This is a genomic window from Anaeropeptidivorans aminofermentans, assembly GCF_940670685.1.
GTDB lineage: Bacteria > Bacillota > Clostridia > Lachnospirales > UBA5962 > Anaeropeptidivorans > Anaeropeptidivorans aminofermentans.
The window spans coordinates 3,539,928-3,555,513 of the sequence record NZ_OW711693.1 but is presented as its reverse complement, the minus strand read 5'-3'; the positions used below and the strand labels follow the sequence as shown (position 1 = coordinate 3,555,513).

The 15,586-nt window shown below is 39.2% G+C and carries 10 protein-coding genes; 4 read left to right on the top strand and 6 right to left on the bottom strand.

The window, feature by feature from the left end:
* Nucleotides 1–537: 537 nt before the first annotated feature.
* Nucleotides 538–1,509: a helix-turn-helix domain-containing protein gene (locus tag NBX03_RS14970; protein ID WP_250228574.1), complete on the top strand. Its 972-nt coding sequence runs from the start codon at nucleotides 538–540 to the stop codon at nucleotides 1,507–1,509.
* Nucleotides 1,510–1,972: 463 nt separating this feature from the next.
* On the opposite strand, the gene NBX03_RS14965 is transcribed toward NBX03_RS14970, so the two are convergent.
* The 4 genes from NBX03_RS14965 to NBX03_RS14950 all read right to left on the bottom strand — a co-directional run bounded on the left by NBX03_RS14965 (nucleotide 1,973) and on the right by NBX03_RS14950 (nucleotide 8,772).
* On the bottom strand, nucleotides 1,973–4,252 hold the full coding sequence (locus NBX03_RS14965) for a helix-turn-helix domain-containing protein (protein ID WP_250228573.1): 2,280 nt from the start codon (nucleotides 4,250–4,252) through the stop codon (nucleotides 1,973–1,975).
* 588 nt (nucleotides 4,253–4,840) lie between these two features.
* On the bottom strand, nucleotides 4,841–6,274 hold the full coding sequence (locus NBX03_RS14960; RefSeq protein ID WP_250228572.1) for an amidohydrolase: 1,434 nt from the start codon (nucleotides 6,272–6,274) through the stop codon (nucleotides 4,841–4,843).
* A 309-nt stretch (nucleotides 6,275–6,583) separates the two neighbouring features.
* Nucleotides 6,584–8,035, bottom strand: coding sequence for an MFS transporter (locus NBX03_RS14955; RefSeq protein WP_250228571.1), 1,452 nt, complete (start codon nucleotides 8,033–8,035; stop codon nucleotides 6,584–6,586).
* Between the two features lie 14 nt (nucleotides 8,036–8,049).
* Nucleotides 8,050–8,772, bottom strand: coding sequence for an alpha/beta hydrolase (locus tag NBX03_RS14950; protein WP_250228570.1), 723 nt, complete (start codon nucleotides 8,770–8,772; stop codon nucleotides 8,050–8,052).
* A 1,122-nt stretch (nucleotides 8,773–9,894) separates the two neighbouring features.
* Here NBX03_RS14950 and NBX03_RS14945 point away from each other — a divergent pair.
* The 3 genes from NBX03_RS14945 (at nucleotide 9,895) to NBX03_RS14935 (ending at nucleotide 13,390) form a co-directional block, all read left to right on the top strand.
* Nucleotides 9,895–11,139 (top strand): phosphoenolpyruvate hydrolase family protein, encoded by a 1,245-nt coding sequence (locus NBX03_RS14945; RefSeq protein ID WP_330638425.1) that lies wholly within the window; start codon nucleotides 9,895–9,897, stop codon nucleotides 11,137–11,139.
* Nucleotides 11,140–11,320: 181 nt separating this feature from the next.
* The gene (locus NBX03_RS14940; RefSeq protein WP_250228569.1) at nucleotides 11,321–12,553 is read left to right on the top strand and encodes a Tm-1-like ATP-binding domain-containing protein; all 1,233 of its coding nucleotides are present in this window, start codon (nucleotides 11,321–11,323) and stop codon (nucleotides 12,551–12,553) included.
* 3 nt (nucleotides 12,554–12,556) lie between these two features.
* Nucleotides 12,557–13,390 (top strand): phosphoenolpyruvate hydrolase family protein, encoded by an 834-nt coding sequence (locus NBX03_RS14935; RefSeq protein WP_250228568.1) that lies wholly within the window; start codon nucleotides 12,557–12,559, stop codon nucleotides 13,388–13,390.
* Nucleotides 13,391–13,677: 287 nt separating this feature from the next.
* Here NBX03_RS14935 and dapB read toward each other — a convergent pair whose 3' ends face one another.
* Complete coding sequence (gene dapB, locus NBX03_RS14930; protein WP_250228567.1) at nucleotides 13,678–14,433, bottom strand: 4-hydroxy-tetrahydrodipicolinate reductase; 756 nt, start codon at nucleotides 14,431–14,433, stop codon at nucleotides 13,678–13,680.
* 193 nt (nucleotides 14,434–14,626) lie between these two features.
* Nucleotides 14,627–15,508 (bottom strand): 4-hydroxy-tetrahydrodipicolinate synthase, encoded by an 882-nt coding sequence (dapA, locus tag NBX03_RS14925; protein WP_250228566.1) that lies wholly within the window; start codon nucleotides 15,506–15,508, stop codon nucleotides 14,627–14,629.
* Nucleotides 15,509–15,586 lie beyond the last annotated feature (78 nt).

The following is a 15,586-nucleotide window of genomic DNA, read 5'->3' as shown; positions in this document are numbered from 1 at the left end:
ATTGTATAATCAATTTGCTTTTATGCCGCCCAGGCATTTAGCTTTAGAAGCCATAAAATAAGAGAAAGCAAATTGACAATGCTATATATAGTAAAATTTCGGCGCGCGCTGCCGAAATAAGTTAGGCTGAGCTAACCTGTGCATTATCCTACCATGCTTTACTTTTGCTGTCAATCTGTGCCGCAGGGTTATAGCAGGAACTCAGATATTATTATGTATGCTTAAAAATAGCCTATATAAAGGGATCGAATTAGAATTTTTGTGTTTTAGCCGTATATTTTAGGATTATTAATATCACATTTTGGATTATATATTAGAGGGTATTCCCACAAATCTAAGCAGGTATCTAAAAGTGCATTATTACGCCATACTTTATCAGTACCTCTTAGCAGACATCTTCCAGTATGCACCGCCTTTTGGCTAAATATGCTCTCTTTTGTCTGCACGCTTATATAGTAGGAACAAGCCCTAGTTGAAGTTCATTGATTTATGGTGATATACTTAAACTTATAAAAGTAAATTCAAGGAGGGTTATTTTTGAGCTATACCGACGAATACAGGCTGGGCTGGGGTGCATGGGCGGAAAACTTCGGTTTTTCAATAAGCCGCCACGGCTGTTATTCAAGCTATGCTTTGCCGGGCACATGGAAAAACGGGTGGATTTCAGAAATGAACCCTACCGACGGCCTGTTTGCCGCAAGCGCATGGTTTACTACCGATAAAAAACTAGACTATACCATTCATACGGGGCAGCCTTATCTTTGGATTTTCTGCGTCGATTGCGGTAAAATTACATTTACTCAAAGGGGTAAACCGGCTAAAGAGCTTATGCCTTTTACCCAGCTTATAATAAGTGACGGAAAGCCTCTTCGCATGGTGATTCCTGCACAAACCCATGCCTGCTTTACAAGCGTGCTTATTTTTGACTCCTGTATTGAAAATTTTCTGAAGGCTAATAAGTTTTCTTATCCTATTCGGGTAAGTGACGCAAAAAAATGGAAGCCCGGCCATGTAGATAGCCCCAACGTTATGCTGGTAATGGAACAGATACGCTGGGGGGTGCGGGGAAACCGCCTGCCTGTTCCCGCTTATCTTTGCAAGGCAATAGAGCTTATAAGCCTTTTTGCCCATAATATGGAGAGGGAAAAGCATAAGCGGGTACGGCGCCATTATGTAACATGGAACGATGAAATGAAACTTTATCGTGTGAAAGAAAGAATCGATAAAAACCCTCTTGACCCTCCGTCTACGGAAGAGTTTTGCTGCCTGGCCGAAATGAGCGAAAGCAAGCTGCGGATAGCGTTTAAAAGCCTCTATAATATGACCTTATATGCTTATATTAGAGAGGCAGTAATGAAAAGGGCTATGCAGATGCTTGCAAACGACGAGCTTAATATAAAGAATATTGCTGCCCGATGCGGATATGAAAACCCTGCTAAGTTCGCCGCTGCGTTTAAGGATATCCACGGCATAACCCCAAGCGCATTCAGAAAGACATTCGGGCTTTAAGCCTTTATAATAGATGAACCTGAAAACATAAAGTGCATTTACTATAAGTATTGAGGGAAACTTATTAGCTAAAAAGCATATTTTAAAATTCAATAAGCATAGTAAAATAGCTTTAAGGCGGTCAAAAATCTATTTTTCATAAATGGTTTAATATAGTAGAAACGTTTACATTAAGCCATTTATAGTCAATAAAGCTGAAAAGATATTTGTTGACTATAAGGGGACGTTCGCCTGAAAACATTTTTTAAGTGTTTTCAGGTTCACTAAGGATAAAATATACGATTTTGTTACTGCAATTAAACTGTTTCACTATATATAACAGCTTAAAATAAAGCCGCAGGGATAAGTTCTAAATGTCATTCCGGCGGCTTTTTACAATAAAAACAGCCCTTAGGGCTGTCTTTGTATTTTATTGAATTAATCTAAGGTACATTATGAAATACAACACTGACGTATATTTTATTTACATAAAAATGGTATTCAGCTTTTTGAAATTATATATTTCAATGGCGTTTATCGTTAGATTTGTGTTTACAGTGAATTCATAATTTATTTCTTCTTTTATTATTTCTATTTTAGGCGTAACGATTCTTTCCAGATAAGACTGGAATTCATTATCGAATTCTTCAATGCTTCCCAATTTAAGCTGCTCATTATAAATGCCCCCATGGTCTTTGTCGAGGGTATATTTTTTTATGGCATATTCCCTGTTTTCCTTTTCAAAGCCTCTGAGGACTATGGAAAGACTTATTCTGTTATTGTCTATGATGTATTTATCGATGGAATAGCTGGGGTCTATATAACAAGGGTTCATAAGCAAAAGCTGGTATTCGTCGTTGTTTTTAGAAAGAAGGATATCGTTATCATATAAAAGTATTTCGTCGCCTATTTTATTTATAAGCTCCAAAAGAAAGAATACGGGCTTTTTAAGCAGCCCATAAAGATAGAGGCAGAGAGAATCCTTGCCCACGTTTTCAATGCCGGCGCTTAGCCAGAAGCTTATGGCGGATACTTTATCGGAAAGGTCCAATATACTTTTTGTAATCAAGGCCGTCCTGTAGAAAGTGCCTGCGACTACTTCATTGCTGCTGGATAAAGTATTCCACTCGTCAAGAAATATTTCAGGCTCTTTTTCCGTCAAGGAGCGTAAAAGAAAATTCAGCCTTTCAAGCACCTTTTTGGGATAGCGGTTTATTTCCTGATAAAAGTTTTCATCTTTTTCCCTTATATCGTTCATTTCCGAATAAATGGCGGAATAGGTTACAAAATCAGGTTCACAGCAAAGGCGTACCAGATTATTGTAAATATAGCTGAAGATACGGGTACCGCCTTCATTAAGAGAGGATATGCTGTCTATGCCTAATTTTATATAGGGGTTAAGGAATTTAAGCCTTTTATACATGATGAAATATTCATTAAGCATACAGTCTGTTTCGTTATCCTTTGACGAAGCAAATTCAAAGAGTATATGCCAGTTTTCCATCTGGCGGTTTCCGTAGCGGTTGCTGCATTCTATGAAGAAGTTTATGAAGTTTCTGCTTTCTTTTGGTTTAAATTCCAGCCTGAATATGGGGATAAGCCTCTGGGCCAGAACAAAATCAAGCCAGAGAAAAAGGTCAAGCTTTCTTTTGGATTTTAAATTAGGGCTTTCCAATTTTTCCGCGTTAAGAGCGAAAAGTATGTAGTCAAAGCCGATTCTTTCGTTAAGCTCCTCAATTTCTTCTTTAATGGTAGATGTTATCTGGATATTGCCATAGCCCGCCTTTATTATTTTTTTTGCTATGGAAAGCCCTGAGTTTCTGCTTGTGCCGATGTTAAGGGATAAATATTTTGTTGTCTGGGGATTTATTATCTGGCCTGTGGATAAAACAAGCTTTTTGCTCAGCTGATTTATGGCCTTATCTATGGCGAGTATCTGAAAATCGTTTTCTTCCGTGGATTTTTTATGCAAAGGGGTGCTGTTTTGCCTGTAAGCTGAAGGCGGGGTATCGTAATGCTTGTTGTAAACATTGTAGAAGGATTTAAGGTTTGAAAACCCATGAGATAAAACGATCTTCAGTATGGATTCATCGGAGCGGGGGAGTTCCGTCATGATGTTTTTAAGCCTTACTTCGTTTAAATAGTCTGTAAATGTAAGGCCTACCTGTTTTTTAAAGATACGGGACAAATGAGGCAAAGAAATATAATGCTCTTTGGAGATATCGTTTAAAGAAAGGTCCTTAAAATAATTTTTATTGATATAGTTTAAAATATCCGTTATTCTTTTATCCTCTATTTTGCCCTGGATAATATCTTTAGATACGGAATCGTCTGCAAACTTATCCGACAGATAATTGATAAGGCCTAATGTAATTTGGTTGACATACATTTCATAATAATTTCTTTTTTCATAAAAGGCTCTTATGATATTGAGTATTTCTTTTCGTATATGGATAAGGCGGCGTTCTTCGGAAACGCTCGATATATCTGAAATATATTTAAGCGCCCAGCTTTCTTCAACCATCTCTTCTATTTTGTTCCGGTCTATGATAAGCATTAAAACAATATTGTATTCCAAAGAGAAAAAGGCGGTTTCGTCATAAGGATTAAGCACAAAAATATCGTCTTCCGAAAGATGGTAGATGGTATTATTATGCTCTATTTCTATGGAACCTGTTATAACCAGAATAATGGCGTAATTATTTGATATGGCAAGCCTTCTTCTTTTAAAATTAAAAAACTCCAAGGTTGAAATTGTTTTCATAGAATCCTCCCGGACGCTAAATAAAGTAAAAAAGATAAGACAGCCGCAAAAAATGATTTACTATAATTTAAAAACAGTCCATTTTCAAATTGCTCCGATATATTTTGCAGCATTATTTATTTGCTTTGCTATGCTTCTTAAAAGCAGACAAAAGCCCAAAGGGATTTTTAAGGAAAATAATCTATTTACTCTATTTTAATTTTATTCATTCTCCCAGTCAAATTTCTTTTAGGGCATGTCTGCAAAAGCCAAAATTCAGCCGGCCTTCCTATTTGCAAACACGCCCCAGAGTATGTTTTGAAATTTCTAAAGATACATTTTTAGAAGATAAATATAAAATTTCAAATAGAAAATAATGGTGTTTCTTAATTTTTTCTGTTTGAAGTTTTATCACCAAATAATAAAAATGCATAGTTCTTGGGTTTCAAAACATGCCCTAATGTAAATATATAGTAAATTTCGTATAAAGAAGTAGCAAAAGCCTATTCCCATCAGGCCCAAAAACACGGATTTCCTTCGGAAACGGTACATTTTTGAGCCTGTGTGAATATACGGCTTCGCTACTATTTAACTTTAAATTTACTATATTTATTCAGGCAGCTTTCCGTTAGGGATTAAAGAATGGTATGCTTTGCCGGATAAATTTTTATGATGCTCTTCAAGGGCTTTTTCTATTATTTCAGGGTGCATTAAAATATCAAGGCCCGTCATTGCAATGACTTTGGCGGAATATTCGATGCCCTTATGAGCGATGCCTGATAAGCCGTTTGCCACCCACTGCCATGAATGAGGGGTTGTGCCATGAGGTTCGCAGGCGATATTTACCTGGCCTGTAGGAACTATCCAGCTTACGTCCCCCACGTCCGTAGACATCATGCCAAGGCCGCCGTCGGCCATTTCAGGCAGATAAGGATTTAAGGGGCTTTCAAGCATTTCGCTTATCCAATCCTCCGGTTTATCCTTAAACGCGGCTTTGAGCCTGTCTCTCAAAGAAGAAATTTGATTTTCATTTAAGCCTTTATGGTATCTTTTTGCATATTCATAATCTTTTTCCGTAAAGTCTATGGGGCTTATTTCTTTAAAATTATCATACATAAGCCTTGAAAGAACCATATTTGGGATATAGTTCATACAGGCAGAATCAACGGATATTTCAACTTCTGTTTCCGTAATCAATGAGGCTCCCTGGGCGATTTTGCAAAGTCGTTTATATATGTTTTCAACCGTCTCCTGCTTGGGCGCTCTTATAAAATAGTGGAGCTTTGAGGACGCCGGAACAACATTTGCAGATTCTCCTCCGGCATCTATATAGGCGTAATGTATCCTTGTAAAATCAGGAACATGCTCTCTTAGATAATTAGTGCCTATATTCATTATTTCAGCAGCATCTAAAGCACTCCTTCCCATAAAGGGTGCCGAGGCTGCGTGAGCCGATATCCCCTTAAATTTAAAGTAAGCCTGAAGCACTGCCAGAGTGCCTTCGGCCCAGCCGCTTGATATATCGGCAGGGTGCCACGAAAGCGCAGCGTCAAGCTCTGAAAAAAGGCCGGCCTTTGCCATATATGCTTTTCCGTATCCGCTTTCTTCCGCGGGGCAGCCGAAAAGCTTTATGGTTCCGTTTAGATGATGAATCTCCATGTAATCCTTAAGGGCTGTTGCTGCCCCGAGGGAACCTGTTCCCAGAAGGTTATGACCGCAGCCATGGCCGGGCGTATTTTCACTGCTGCTTTTTTTGTATTCGCAGTCGGCAACCTGATTCATGCTGCCGAGAGCATCGTATTCCGCCAATATGCCGATAACAGGTTTTCCATGGCCGAAGGACGCTATAAAGGAGTTGATGATGCCGCCCGGCTCCTTTTCCACCGAAAAACCTTCTTCATTGAGAATTTCTATGAAAAGCCCGGCAGATTTTTTTGTATCAAACCGAACTTCTGCATATTTCCATATTTTATCGCTTGCGGATTTAAGCTTATGAAGCTTTTCATCTATTAATTCTATAATTTTTTGTTTTTCTTTTATCATATCGGACTCCTTATATGCAAGATATTTGGATATATTTTAAGCTGTAAAACAGACTTATATTAATTTAAATATCTCCTTATAATAAATGAATAGGTTTTCAGGTTTGGCGGCTATATAAATATAACGCATATATGGTATATGAAATCCTGCTTTTTTAAAAAATAATCGAAGCCATATATGCGTTATATTGTGTTTTATATGCTGGGTATATACAAAAACTTTTTATAGAATAAGCATTCTAAGGGGACATATAGAAGATGGCTTGCCATATACCCCGATATTCCCGAAAGCATCGTAAAATGCTTTTGTTTATTTAGCCTTTTGAGCTGTGTTTTCCGTATCTTTAGATTTCATTTTATCAATCAGCACCATAACAAAAGCAGCCGCACAGAAAACGAATGTTACAAAATATACGACATGCATTCCGGAAATGAATAGTTCCGGATTATCAGGAAGATAAGACTCTACGGTCTGGCCTGAAATGGAGCTCATGGCGGAAAAAAGTATACGTGAGGCAAAAAGGCTTCCTGATGTTAAGGCAAGATTTCTTGTAAGAACAGCCATGCCGCTTGCAAGGCCCAACTGCTCTTTTGGAACTTGAGACATAATCATTGCGTTATTCGGGGTCTGGAACACGCCGCTTCCTATACCTGTGAGGATAAATGTTGCGATAAGGAGGGCTGAGCTTGTTCCCAAACCGAAGAAAACATAGGCAAGCTGGGAAACTGCAATTAAAGTAGCGCCTATGAGTATCATATTCTTAGCACCGTATTTATCGGAGAACTTTCCGGCATAGGGGGATACTACGGTTATGGAAATAGAGATCACTACCGTCATAAGTGAGGCTTGAGCCGCAGGGATAGCCAATGCCTGACGCAGATAAAAGGGCATCATATAGGAATGAAAAGCGGAAGTTGTATAGATAAGGAATAAGCTTAATAGATATATGGCCATGGACCTGTTTTTAATAATGCTTAATTTTATTAAGGGATTATCCGCTTTCTTTTCATAGCTTATAAATAAAACTAAAGAAATTACAAAGCCTGCAATAAGTAAAAGAGATTTGGTGCCTAAAAATCCCTGAGATTTGGCCGCGTCTACACCGAAGAAGAAGCAGATAATCATTGCTGCCAAAAGAACAAAGCCGATATAATCAACTTTTTTGCCTGATAAAATTCTGTCTTTAGGCATCATGGTATAGGCCATGATTGCCGCAATGATTCCCACGGGAACGCCGAACCAGAATATAATATGGTATCCCCATCTTTCAAGAACCATTCCGCTGAAAACAGGGCCGAAAATACCGCCGCCGGAAAGAAAGGCGCCTACGATGCCTAAAGCTTTTCCTCTTTCATGCTCAGGAAATATTTCAGTTGCAATGGCAAAGTTTACGGACATGGACAAAGCGGAGCCGATGCCCTGAAGAACTCTTGAAAAAATAAGAAGCTCAAAAGAACCTTTAATTCCGCCTAAGAAAAGCCCTATGGTTAAAATAAGTATACTTATTTTAAACTGGCGGATTTTTCCGTAGGAGTCGCCTGTTCTTCCTAAAAATACAACAAGACAGGTGCTTGTTAGGATAAAAGCCGTCTGAACCCAGGCAACATCAAGGCCTGTAATGCCGTAATCCGATACAATGTTTGGAAGCGCTATATTTATGGCATTTAGTGCAAAGGAAGACATTGCGGTGACGATGCCTACAATAATCAATAAGTACCAGCGTTTTTTCTGAACTGTCGGATCATTTACTAATAATTCCATATATTAAATCCCCCTTAATTCCTATTGATATAATTTCCGTACCAAATTAAAGCGTCTTTAAGCCTTTCCACCACGTTATCCATGTGGTCCCCTTCCTGATATGTAAAATACAGATTTTCCGCAGGAAGCTCCTTTTCAAGAATTTCTTTTGCAAGCTTGGTGTTTTTAAGCTGATTGCTGATAATTTTTCCGATGTCCTGGGCCCCTTCTTTATCCCCTACGGACATATAAACGGCAGGATAAGGCTCCGAAACCTTATGAAGCCTCATATATTCGATAAAATCAGGATACCAGTAGGAGGCCGAGCAGCTTAATATAACCCCGTATTCCTTTTCTGTAAGCATTGAATAATTAGCCGCCAGCGCCCCGAAGGAATAGCCAAGCATTGCCTTATGGGAAAAGTCCATATTTATAGGATAATTTTTCTCAAGATACGGCATAAGGCTAAGCTTAATCCAATTAAGATATGCTCCGGCTTTTCCGCCGAAGTCATGGCCCATGCCCTCCGGGGCCTTTTCGGGCCACGGGGAATAATCGTCCCATCTGTCCAGCGGTTCTATTGCCACCACAATATATTCGGGCTTCGCTTCTAAAAGCCATTCGCCGATGTCGTTTAGAACTTTCTTTCCGTCATTGACAAGAACAACGGGAACTTTCTTTGAAGGCTCCGTTTCAGGCACATATGCAAAACATGTTCTGCCTTCTACCGTAAATTCCTTAAAATTTCCTGTATCCATAATACTCCTCCTCTTAAATAAAATAATCTGCAAGCCCTGCTCAGCAGATAAATGCTCTTAAAAGCACATCATAAGACATGCATAGCTTTTTATCTCTGCAAGTAAAATGTGGATGTAAAAAACATAAACCCCATAAATAAAGCCTACTGTCTGTTTTATTAAAAACCTGTTTTATAGATATAAAAAATGCAGGAATAATATATTTTTATGTTATAAATCAGAATATTCCTGCGATACGTATTTAGCCGCTGCATAAAGAAAGGCCTGTATTGTATTCCATAAAAAACACAAAAGTATATTTTAAAATTATAGAAATAAAATGACAGACAGAAGCTGGAAAGTTTCAATGATAAGCGCTTATTTATTTTTATTCTATGATAAGGTCTTGTATTTTTCACTGTAGTTTTTTATCATATGAAGGCTAAATCATAGGCGTTTATTAACCATTATCTTAAAAAGGATAAGAAACAACATGCTAATTTTGATATATGGTCTTGGTACAAGCAGCTTCTTAAAAGAAAAATTGTAAGGTTTTATTATTTAAGGCCTAAAAAATAACATGCTTATGTCAAATAAATATATATTAATTTATAAAATTGTAAATTAATTTTAAAAATGCACAGTAGATTTTTGAATTATTATGTACTTGAAAAAATAATGTACAAAGGGAAAAGTATGGTAAAATAAAAGGAAAAGCATTTAAGAAATGATTTTTAGACATTAAATACTTTGAGAAGCGTTTTAAACCAGGGCGTATTCCTATTAGGTTAAGGGCACATCTTAAGCCATTCTTTGTCATCGGCTCCCGGCAGATAAGTTATAATCATAACTATAGCGAAACAATAAAGTAGGGTAACAAAAATCGTATATTTGAATGGCTTAAAATAGCAATTCTATATTTTAAGCCGTTTATGAAAAATAGGTTTTTGTTCCTACCTTAATCTTGTTTTGCTATAAATTATTTATTTGGCTAAACACCGCCGCTTTTATCTGCTCGCTTATACAGTAAAAGCAGGCCTAAACTTATTAATTTTACAGGAGCGCCTTATATAGCATATAAACATGTTTTCAATTTGTTAACTATAAACTTTATTCAGCGGCTTTCATCTTACCGGAGCATGTTTGAAAACATATTTCGGAAGCTTTCAGGAGAAGATAAAAATGCATTCATGGGAATTTGAGAGAAATATCATTTTGGAAAACTTAAGGCGTCAGATAAAGGTTTCCATGCACCTTATAGGGGTTGCCTGCGGCTCAGGGCTTGCGGCCAAAAGAGCGAGAAGGGGCGGGGCAGATATGATTCTTGCCCTTAGCTCCGGAAGATTCCGCCAGATGGGACAAGGTTCCTTGGCCGGATATATGCCTTTTACAAATTCAAACAAGCTTGTAATGGATTTCGGTTCCAAAGAGCTTGTGCCGGCAGTTCGGGAGATTCCTGTCATATTCGGCCTTAATGCCGCAGACCCTTCCATCATTATGGAACAGTATATAAAGAAAATATATGAAGCAGGATTTACGGGAATAAATAATTATCCTACCGTCGGACTGATAGACGGAAAGTTCCGTGAAGCCATAGAAGAGCAGGGGATAAGCTATGATTTGGAGGTAGAAGCCATAAGGATTGCAAGCTTAATGGGGATATTTACGCTTGCGTTTGTTTTTGACTGTGAGCAGGCCGTAAAAATGCTTCATGCCGGTGCAGACGTCATATGTGTGCATCTGGGCCTTACAAGAGGCGGGGAGCTGGGGGCGAAAAAGGTATTGTCCCTCGAAGCGGGAGCAAGGCTTGCGGAAGAAATATTCAATTTGTGTGACAAAATAAGGCCCCAAGCATTGAAAATGGTATACGGCGGCCCTGTCCATACCCCCATGGATGTGGAATATATATATGGCAAAACGGCGGCCCAGGGATATATAGGCGGCTCAGCCTTTGAAAGGACCCCTTCCGAAATAGCCATAACGGAAAAAACAAGAGAATTTAAAACAGCGGGAAATTATGATAAGGACATGCTTTTGCAGAAAATGCTCAGAGGCATAAAAAGAAACGATTATGTTGATTTTGTCAAGGAATACGTTTGCGCCCATTATATGAAGGAGATTTCATTTTCCGACCTTGCGTCTATCTCGGGAATTTCCAGAACCCACTTAAGCAATCTTTTTAAAGAAGAAACAGGTCTGACGTTTCCTTCTTATTTGAATTCCTATAGGATAAATAAAGCATGTGAACTTATTGAGCATGAAAAAATACCCCTTTACGAAGTATCTTTGGCTGTGGGATATAAAGACTATTCCTATTTTTCAAGAACATTTCAAAGAATTATGAAAATGACCCCCAAGGCATACTGCGATAGAATAAGAAAAATGTAATTTAAGCATATTCAACAAAAATATCCTTTGTAATTCTACATGAATACTTTTTGCTATTTAACATTAATACATTTTTATTTAACAAATGTTAATTTACTTATGTAATCTTAAATAGTATGCTTTAAGAGAAGTAAACGGAAAACAGTTATTTTATATTAATTTATGGAAAGGGGATGTATTGATGAAAACAGTTGCTATTTTAGGTACCCTCGACTCCAAGGGTGCGGAATTTGCTTTCGTAAGGGAAATTATAGAAGGCCTTGGCCTTAAAACCCTTATGATTCACACGGGCGTTTTTGAGCCTACGGTTCCGGCGGATATATCCAACAGCGAAGTAGCTGCGGCGGCAGGCTACGATATTCAAGAAATTGCCGAAAGAAAGGACAGGGCTTACGCAACGGAAGCATTGACAAAAGGTATGGAAATACTGCTTCCTAAGCTCTATAATGAAGGGCTTTTCCATGGGGTGATATCCTTCGGCGGCTCCGGCGGAACTACCCTTGCTACAGCAGGAATGAGGGCTTTGCCCATAGGCGTTCCCAAGGTTATGGTATCTACCATAGCAGGGGGTGACGTTTCCGTTTATACAGGCTCCAGCGATATTTTCATGTATCCTTCCATAGTAGACGTAGCGGGAATCAATTCTATCAGCTATAAAATATTCGTAAACGCGGCCCACGCAATCGCAGGTATGGTGCAGTTTGAAACCCCTGAGAAAAAATCAGACAAGCCTTTGATTGCGGCTACTATGTTCGGCGTTACGACACCTGCCGTAAATACTGCAAGAGAATATCTCGAAGAAAGAGGCTATGAGGTTTTAACCTTCCATGCAACGGGAACAGGCGGCAAGGTAATGGAGAAATTAGCGGAAGAGGGCTTTTTTAAGGGCGTTCTGGACTTAACCACAACAGAGTGGTGTGATGAGCTTTTCGGCGGGGTATTGGCGGCAGGGGAAAACCGTCTTGAAGCCGCAGGCAAAAGCGGAACGCCTCAGGTGGTATCCGTAGGTGCTCTTGATATGGTAAATTTCGGCCCTTATGATACGGTTCCAGCCCATTACAAAAACAGAAATCTTTATAAGCATAATCCCACTGTAACATTAATGCGGACGACAACCGAAGAAAACAGAAAGCTGGGAGAAAAAATAGCGGAAAAGCTTAACGGGGCGGAATCGCCAACGGTTCTTATGCTTCCTTTAAAGGGCGTATCCATGATAGATGCACCGGGGCAGCCTTTCTACGGAGCGGAAGAAGATACGGCGCTTTTTGACACTCTTAGAGACCTTGTAAATAAGAATAAAATTCAAATTATAGAGCTTGAAAACAATATAAACGATGAAGCATTTGCAAAGGCCGCGGCTCAGAAGCTTATTGATTTAATTGAAGGAGAAAACAGAGAACAGAAAGGGGAATAAAATATGAATAAAATGACTCGTCAGGATATTCTTAAAAAATTCAGAGATGAAACAGAGAAGGGCAATATTCTTGTAGGGGTAGGTGCCGGCACAGGTATTACGGCAAAAAGCAGCGAAGCAGGCGGCGCCGATATGCTGATTATATATAATTCAGGGCGTTACCGTATGGCGGGTAGAGGCTCTCTTGCAGGCCTTCTTTCTTACGGCGACGCAAACCAGATTGTTGTGGATATGGGCAGTGAGGTTCTGCCTGTTGTAAAGCATACCCCCGTTCTTGCAGGGGTTTGCGGAACAGATCCCTTCCGCATTATGGACGTTTTCTTGAAGCAGCTTAAGGATATGGGTTTTGCAGGCGTTCAGAACTTTCCTACGGTAGGGCTTATAGACGGCGTATTCCGCCAGAATCTTGAAGAAACAGATATGGGATATGGCCTTGAGGTTGAAATGATACGCATTGCCCATGAGCTTGACCTTCTTACCACCCCTTACGTGTTTGATCCTGACCAGGCAAGGGAAATGGCGAGGGCAGGCGCTGATATTCTCGTTGCCCATATGGGTCTTACCACAAAGGGCAGCATCGGGGCAAAAACAGCCCTTTCCCTTGACGACTGCGTAAAGAAGGTTCAAGAGATTGCCGATGCAGGAAGGGAAATAAACCCTGATATTATGGTGATATGCCACGGCGGTCCGATTGCTGAGCCTGAAGACGCAAGATATATCATTGAAAATACCAAAGGTATAAATGGTTTCTTCGGTGCCTCCAGCATAGAAAGATTTGCCGCTGAAACAGGAATAAAGAAACAGACCGAAGCCTTTAAAGAGATTAAGCCCGTATAATATAATAGAATTGAAGTTAAACAGTACAAAACCTATCTGCTATAGACTTAGGAATACGGATTTGCTTGGGAAACGGTACATTTTTTGGTTAAAGTAAATATATAATTTTATTGCTTTTTAAAAAGTTTTCCAAACTAAAGCAAGGGCATAGGCTTTGCTTTGGGAATAGGGCCTATTCCTAGGCTATCAAGATAGAATAAAATAAGCAAATCTATATTTTATAAAAACCACCTAAAAAGGTGGTTTTTATTTTTATATTAAGCCCTAACTATTTAATTAAATTCTAACTAATTGATTAAATCCCCCATATTGTACATACCGTTTGTCTTTCCTGCCATAAATTTCGCGGCGTTAATGGCGCCGGTTCCGAAAACCTCTTTGGAATAGGCATTGTGCTTAAGTTCGATAACCTCATCAAGGCCTGCGAATATTACGCTGTGTTCTCCTACGATGGTGCCGCCCCTTACGGAATGAAGACCGATTTCATTTTTACTTCTTCTTTCTCTTTTGGAGGCTCTTTCATATACGTAATCGCATTTTTCCGAAAGACCGTCATTCACGGCATCTGCCAGTAAAATAGCCGTGCCGCTGGGAGCATCTATTTTTAGATTATGGTGCTTTTCTATAATTTCTATATCAAAGCCTGCATTTTTTAAGATATTGCTGTATTTTCCTAATATGCTTGCAAGAAGGTTAATGCCCAGGGACATATTATAGGACCTGAATACGGCAGTATTCTTTGACACTTCTTCGCTTTTTCTTATGGTTTCCTCGTCGAGACCCGTAGTGCAAAGCACAAGAGGAATTTTTCTTTCCTTAACATAATCAAGAAGGGCAGGGATTGCCTTTGCAGTTGAAAAGTCAATGATTACGTCGGCAGGTACATCACAGTCCGAAAGATTTTTAAATGTAGGAAATTCTCTGCTCTCGTCTGCCCCCGGATCGATTCCTGCGGCTATATGAAGGCCTTCGTCCTCATCTATAAGTCTTAAGATGACCTGGCCCATTTTTCCCATAAATCCGTGAACAATTATATTAATCATATATACCCTCCGGTTATCTTATATTTATAGCAAAACAAAAGCAAAGCAACTGCAAAAGACTTATTCTCCATTATTCAAAAACACAGGTTTTCTTTGGAAATTGTACATTTTTGGATTATTTTGAATATACGTTTTTTGAAGCATTCATCTAATTGTTTTACTATAGCGGATAAAAACGTGAGCCTTGTGTCAATTATATAAGGCCGTAATCCTTCATGGTGCGGATAAGGCGTTCTCTGTTTTTATCTTCCATAGGGCACATAGGGCTTCTGTAAGCTCCGCCGTTTAAGCCCATAATATTCAGGGCTTCCTTAACAGGAATGGGGTTTACTTCACAGAATAAAGCCTTAATTAATTCCATGGCATCAAGCTGAAGCTTAAGGCTTCCTTTTAAGTCGCCTTCAAAATATTTCGCAACGATATCATGAGTGTCTTTCGGGGCAATATTAGCGAGAACAGATATAACGCCTATGCCTCCTAAAGAAAGAATTGGAACGATTTGATCGTCGTTTCCGGAGTAGATATCCATTTTGTCTCCTACGAGAGATGCAATTTCAGTAATCTGGCTTATATTGCTGCTGGCTTCCTTAATGGCTACGATATTTGGAACCTTCGCAAGCTCAACACAGGTCTGAGGCTCGATATTCGTTGCTGTTCTTGACGCTACGGAATAAAGGATAACCGGAAGGGGTGTGCTTTCCGCTATCGCTGTAAAATGAAGGATAAGGCCTTTTTGTGTAGCCTTGTTGTAATAAGGCGTAACAGCAAGAAGTGCGTCTGCACCTACTTCATAGGCGCCCTTTGCAAGCTCTACGGCGTGGCTTGTGTTGTTTGAGCCTGCCCCGGCGATTACGGGAACCCTTTTATTTACTTTCTCTACTGTAAATTTCACAAGAGATATTTGCTCTTCGGTTGAGAGGGTTGCAGATTCTCCTGTTGTTCCGCAGACGATAATGGCGTCTGTTCCGTTTTCTATTTGAAATTCTACAAGTCCTTCGTATGCTTCAAAATTGATGCTTCCGTCCTGATTGAAAGGCGTTACAATAGCTACGCCCGAGCCTTTAAATATACTCATAATAAACCCCCTGTAAATTATTATTCTTTATTATAAATGCTTCCGAGGCATTTTGGAAATGAGAATGCAGAAACTTTT

Bases quoted from the DNA above. Each gene is read 5' to 3' on its own strand.
- NBX03_RS14955 (WP_250228571.1), bottom strand. From the start codon at position 8,035: ATGGAATTATTAGTAAATGATCCGACAGTTCAGAAAAAACGCTGGTAC.
- NBX03_RS14965 (WP_250228573.1), bottom strand. From the start codon at position 4,252: ATGAAAACAATTTCAACCTTGGAGTTTTTTAATTTTAAAAGAAGAAGG.
- dapB (WP_250228567.1), bottom strand. From the start codon at position 14,433: ATGATTAATATAATTGTTCACGGATTTATGGGAAAAATGGGCCAGGTC.
- NBX03_RS14935 (WP_250228568.1), top strand. From the start codon at position 12,557: ATGAATAAAATGACTCGTCAGGATATTCTTAAAAAATTCAGAGATGAA.
- NBX03_RS14960 (WP_250228572.1), bottom strand. From the start codon at position 6,274: ATGATAAAAGAAAAACAAAAAATTATAGAATTAATAGATGAAAAGCTT.
- dapA (WP_250228566.1), bottom strand. From the start codon at position 15,508: ATGAGTATATTTAAAGGCTCGGGCGTAGCTATTGTAACGCCTTTCAAT.
- NBX03_RS14940 (WP_250228569.1), top strand. From the start codon at position 11,321: ATGAAAACAGTTGCTATTTTAGGTACCCTCGACTCCAAGGGTGCGGAA.
- NBX03_RS14950 (WP_250228570.1), bottom strand. From the start codon at position 8,772: ATGGATACAGGAAATTTTAAGGAATTTACGGTAGAAGGCAGAACATGT.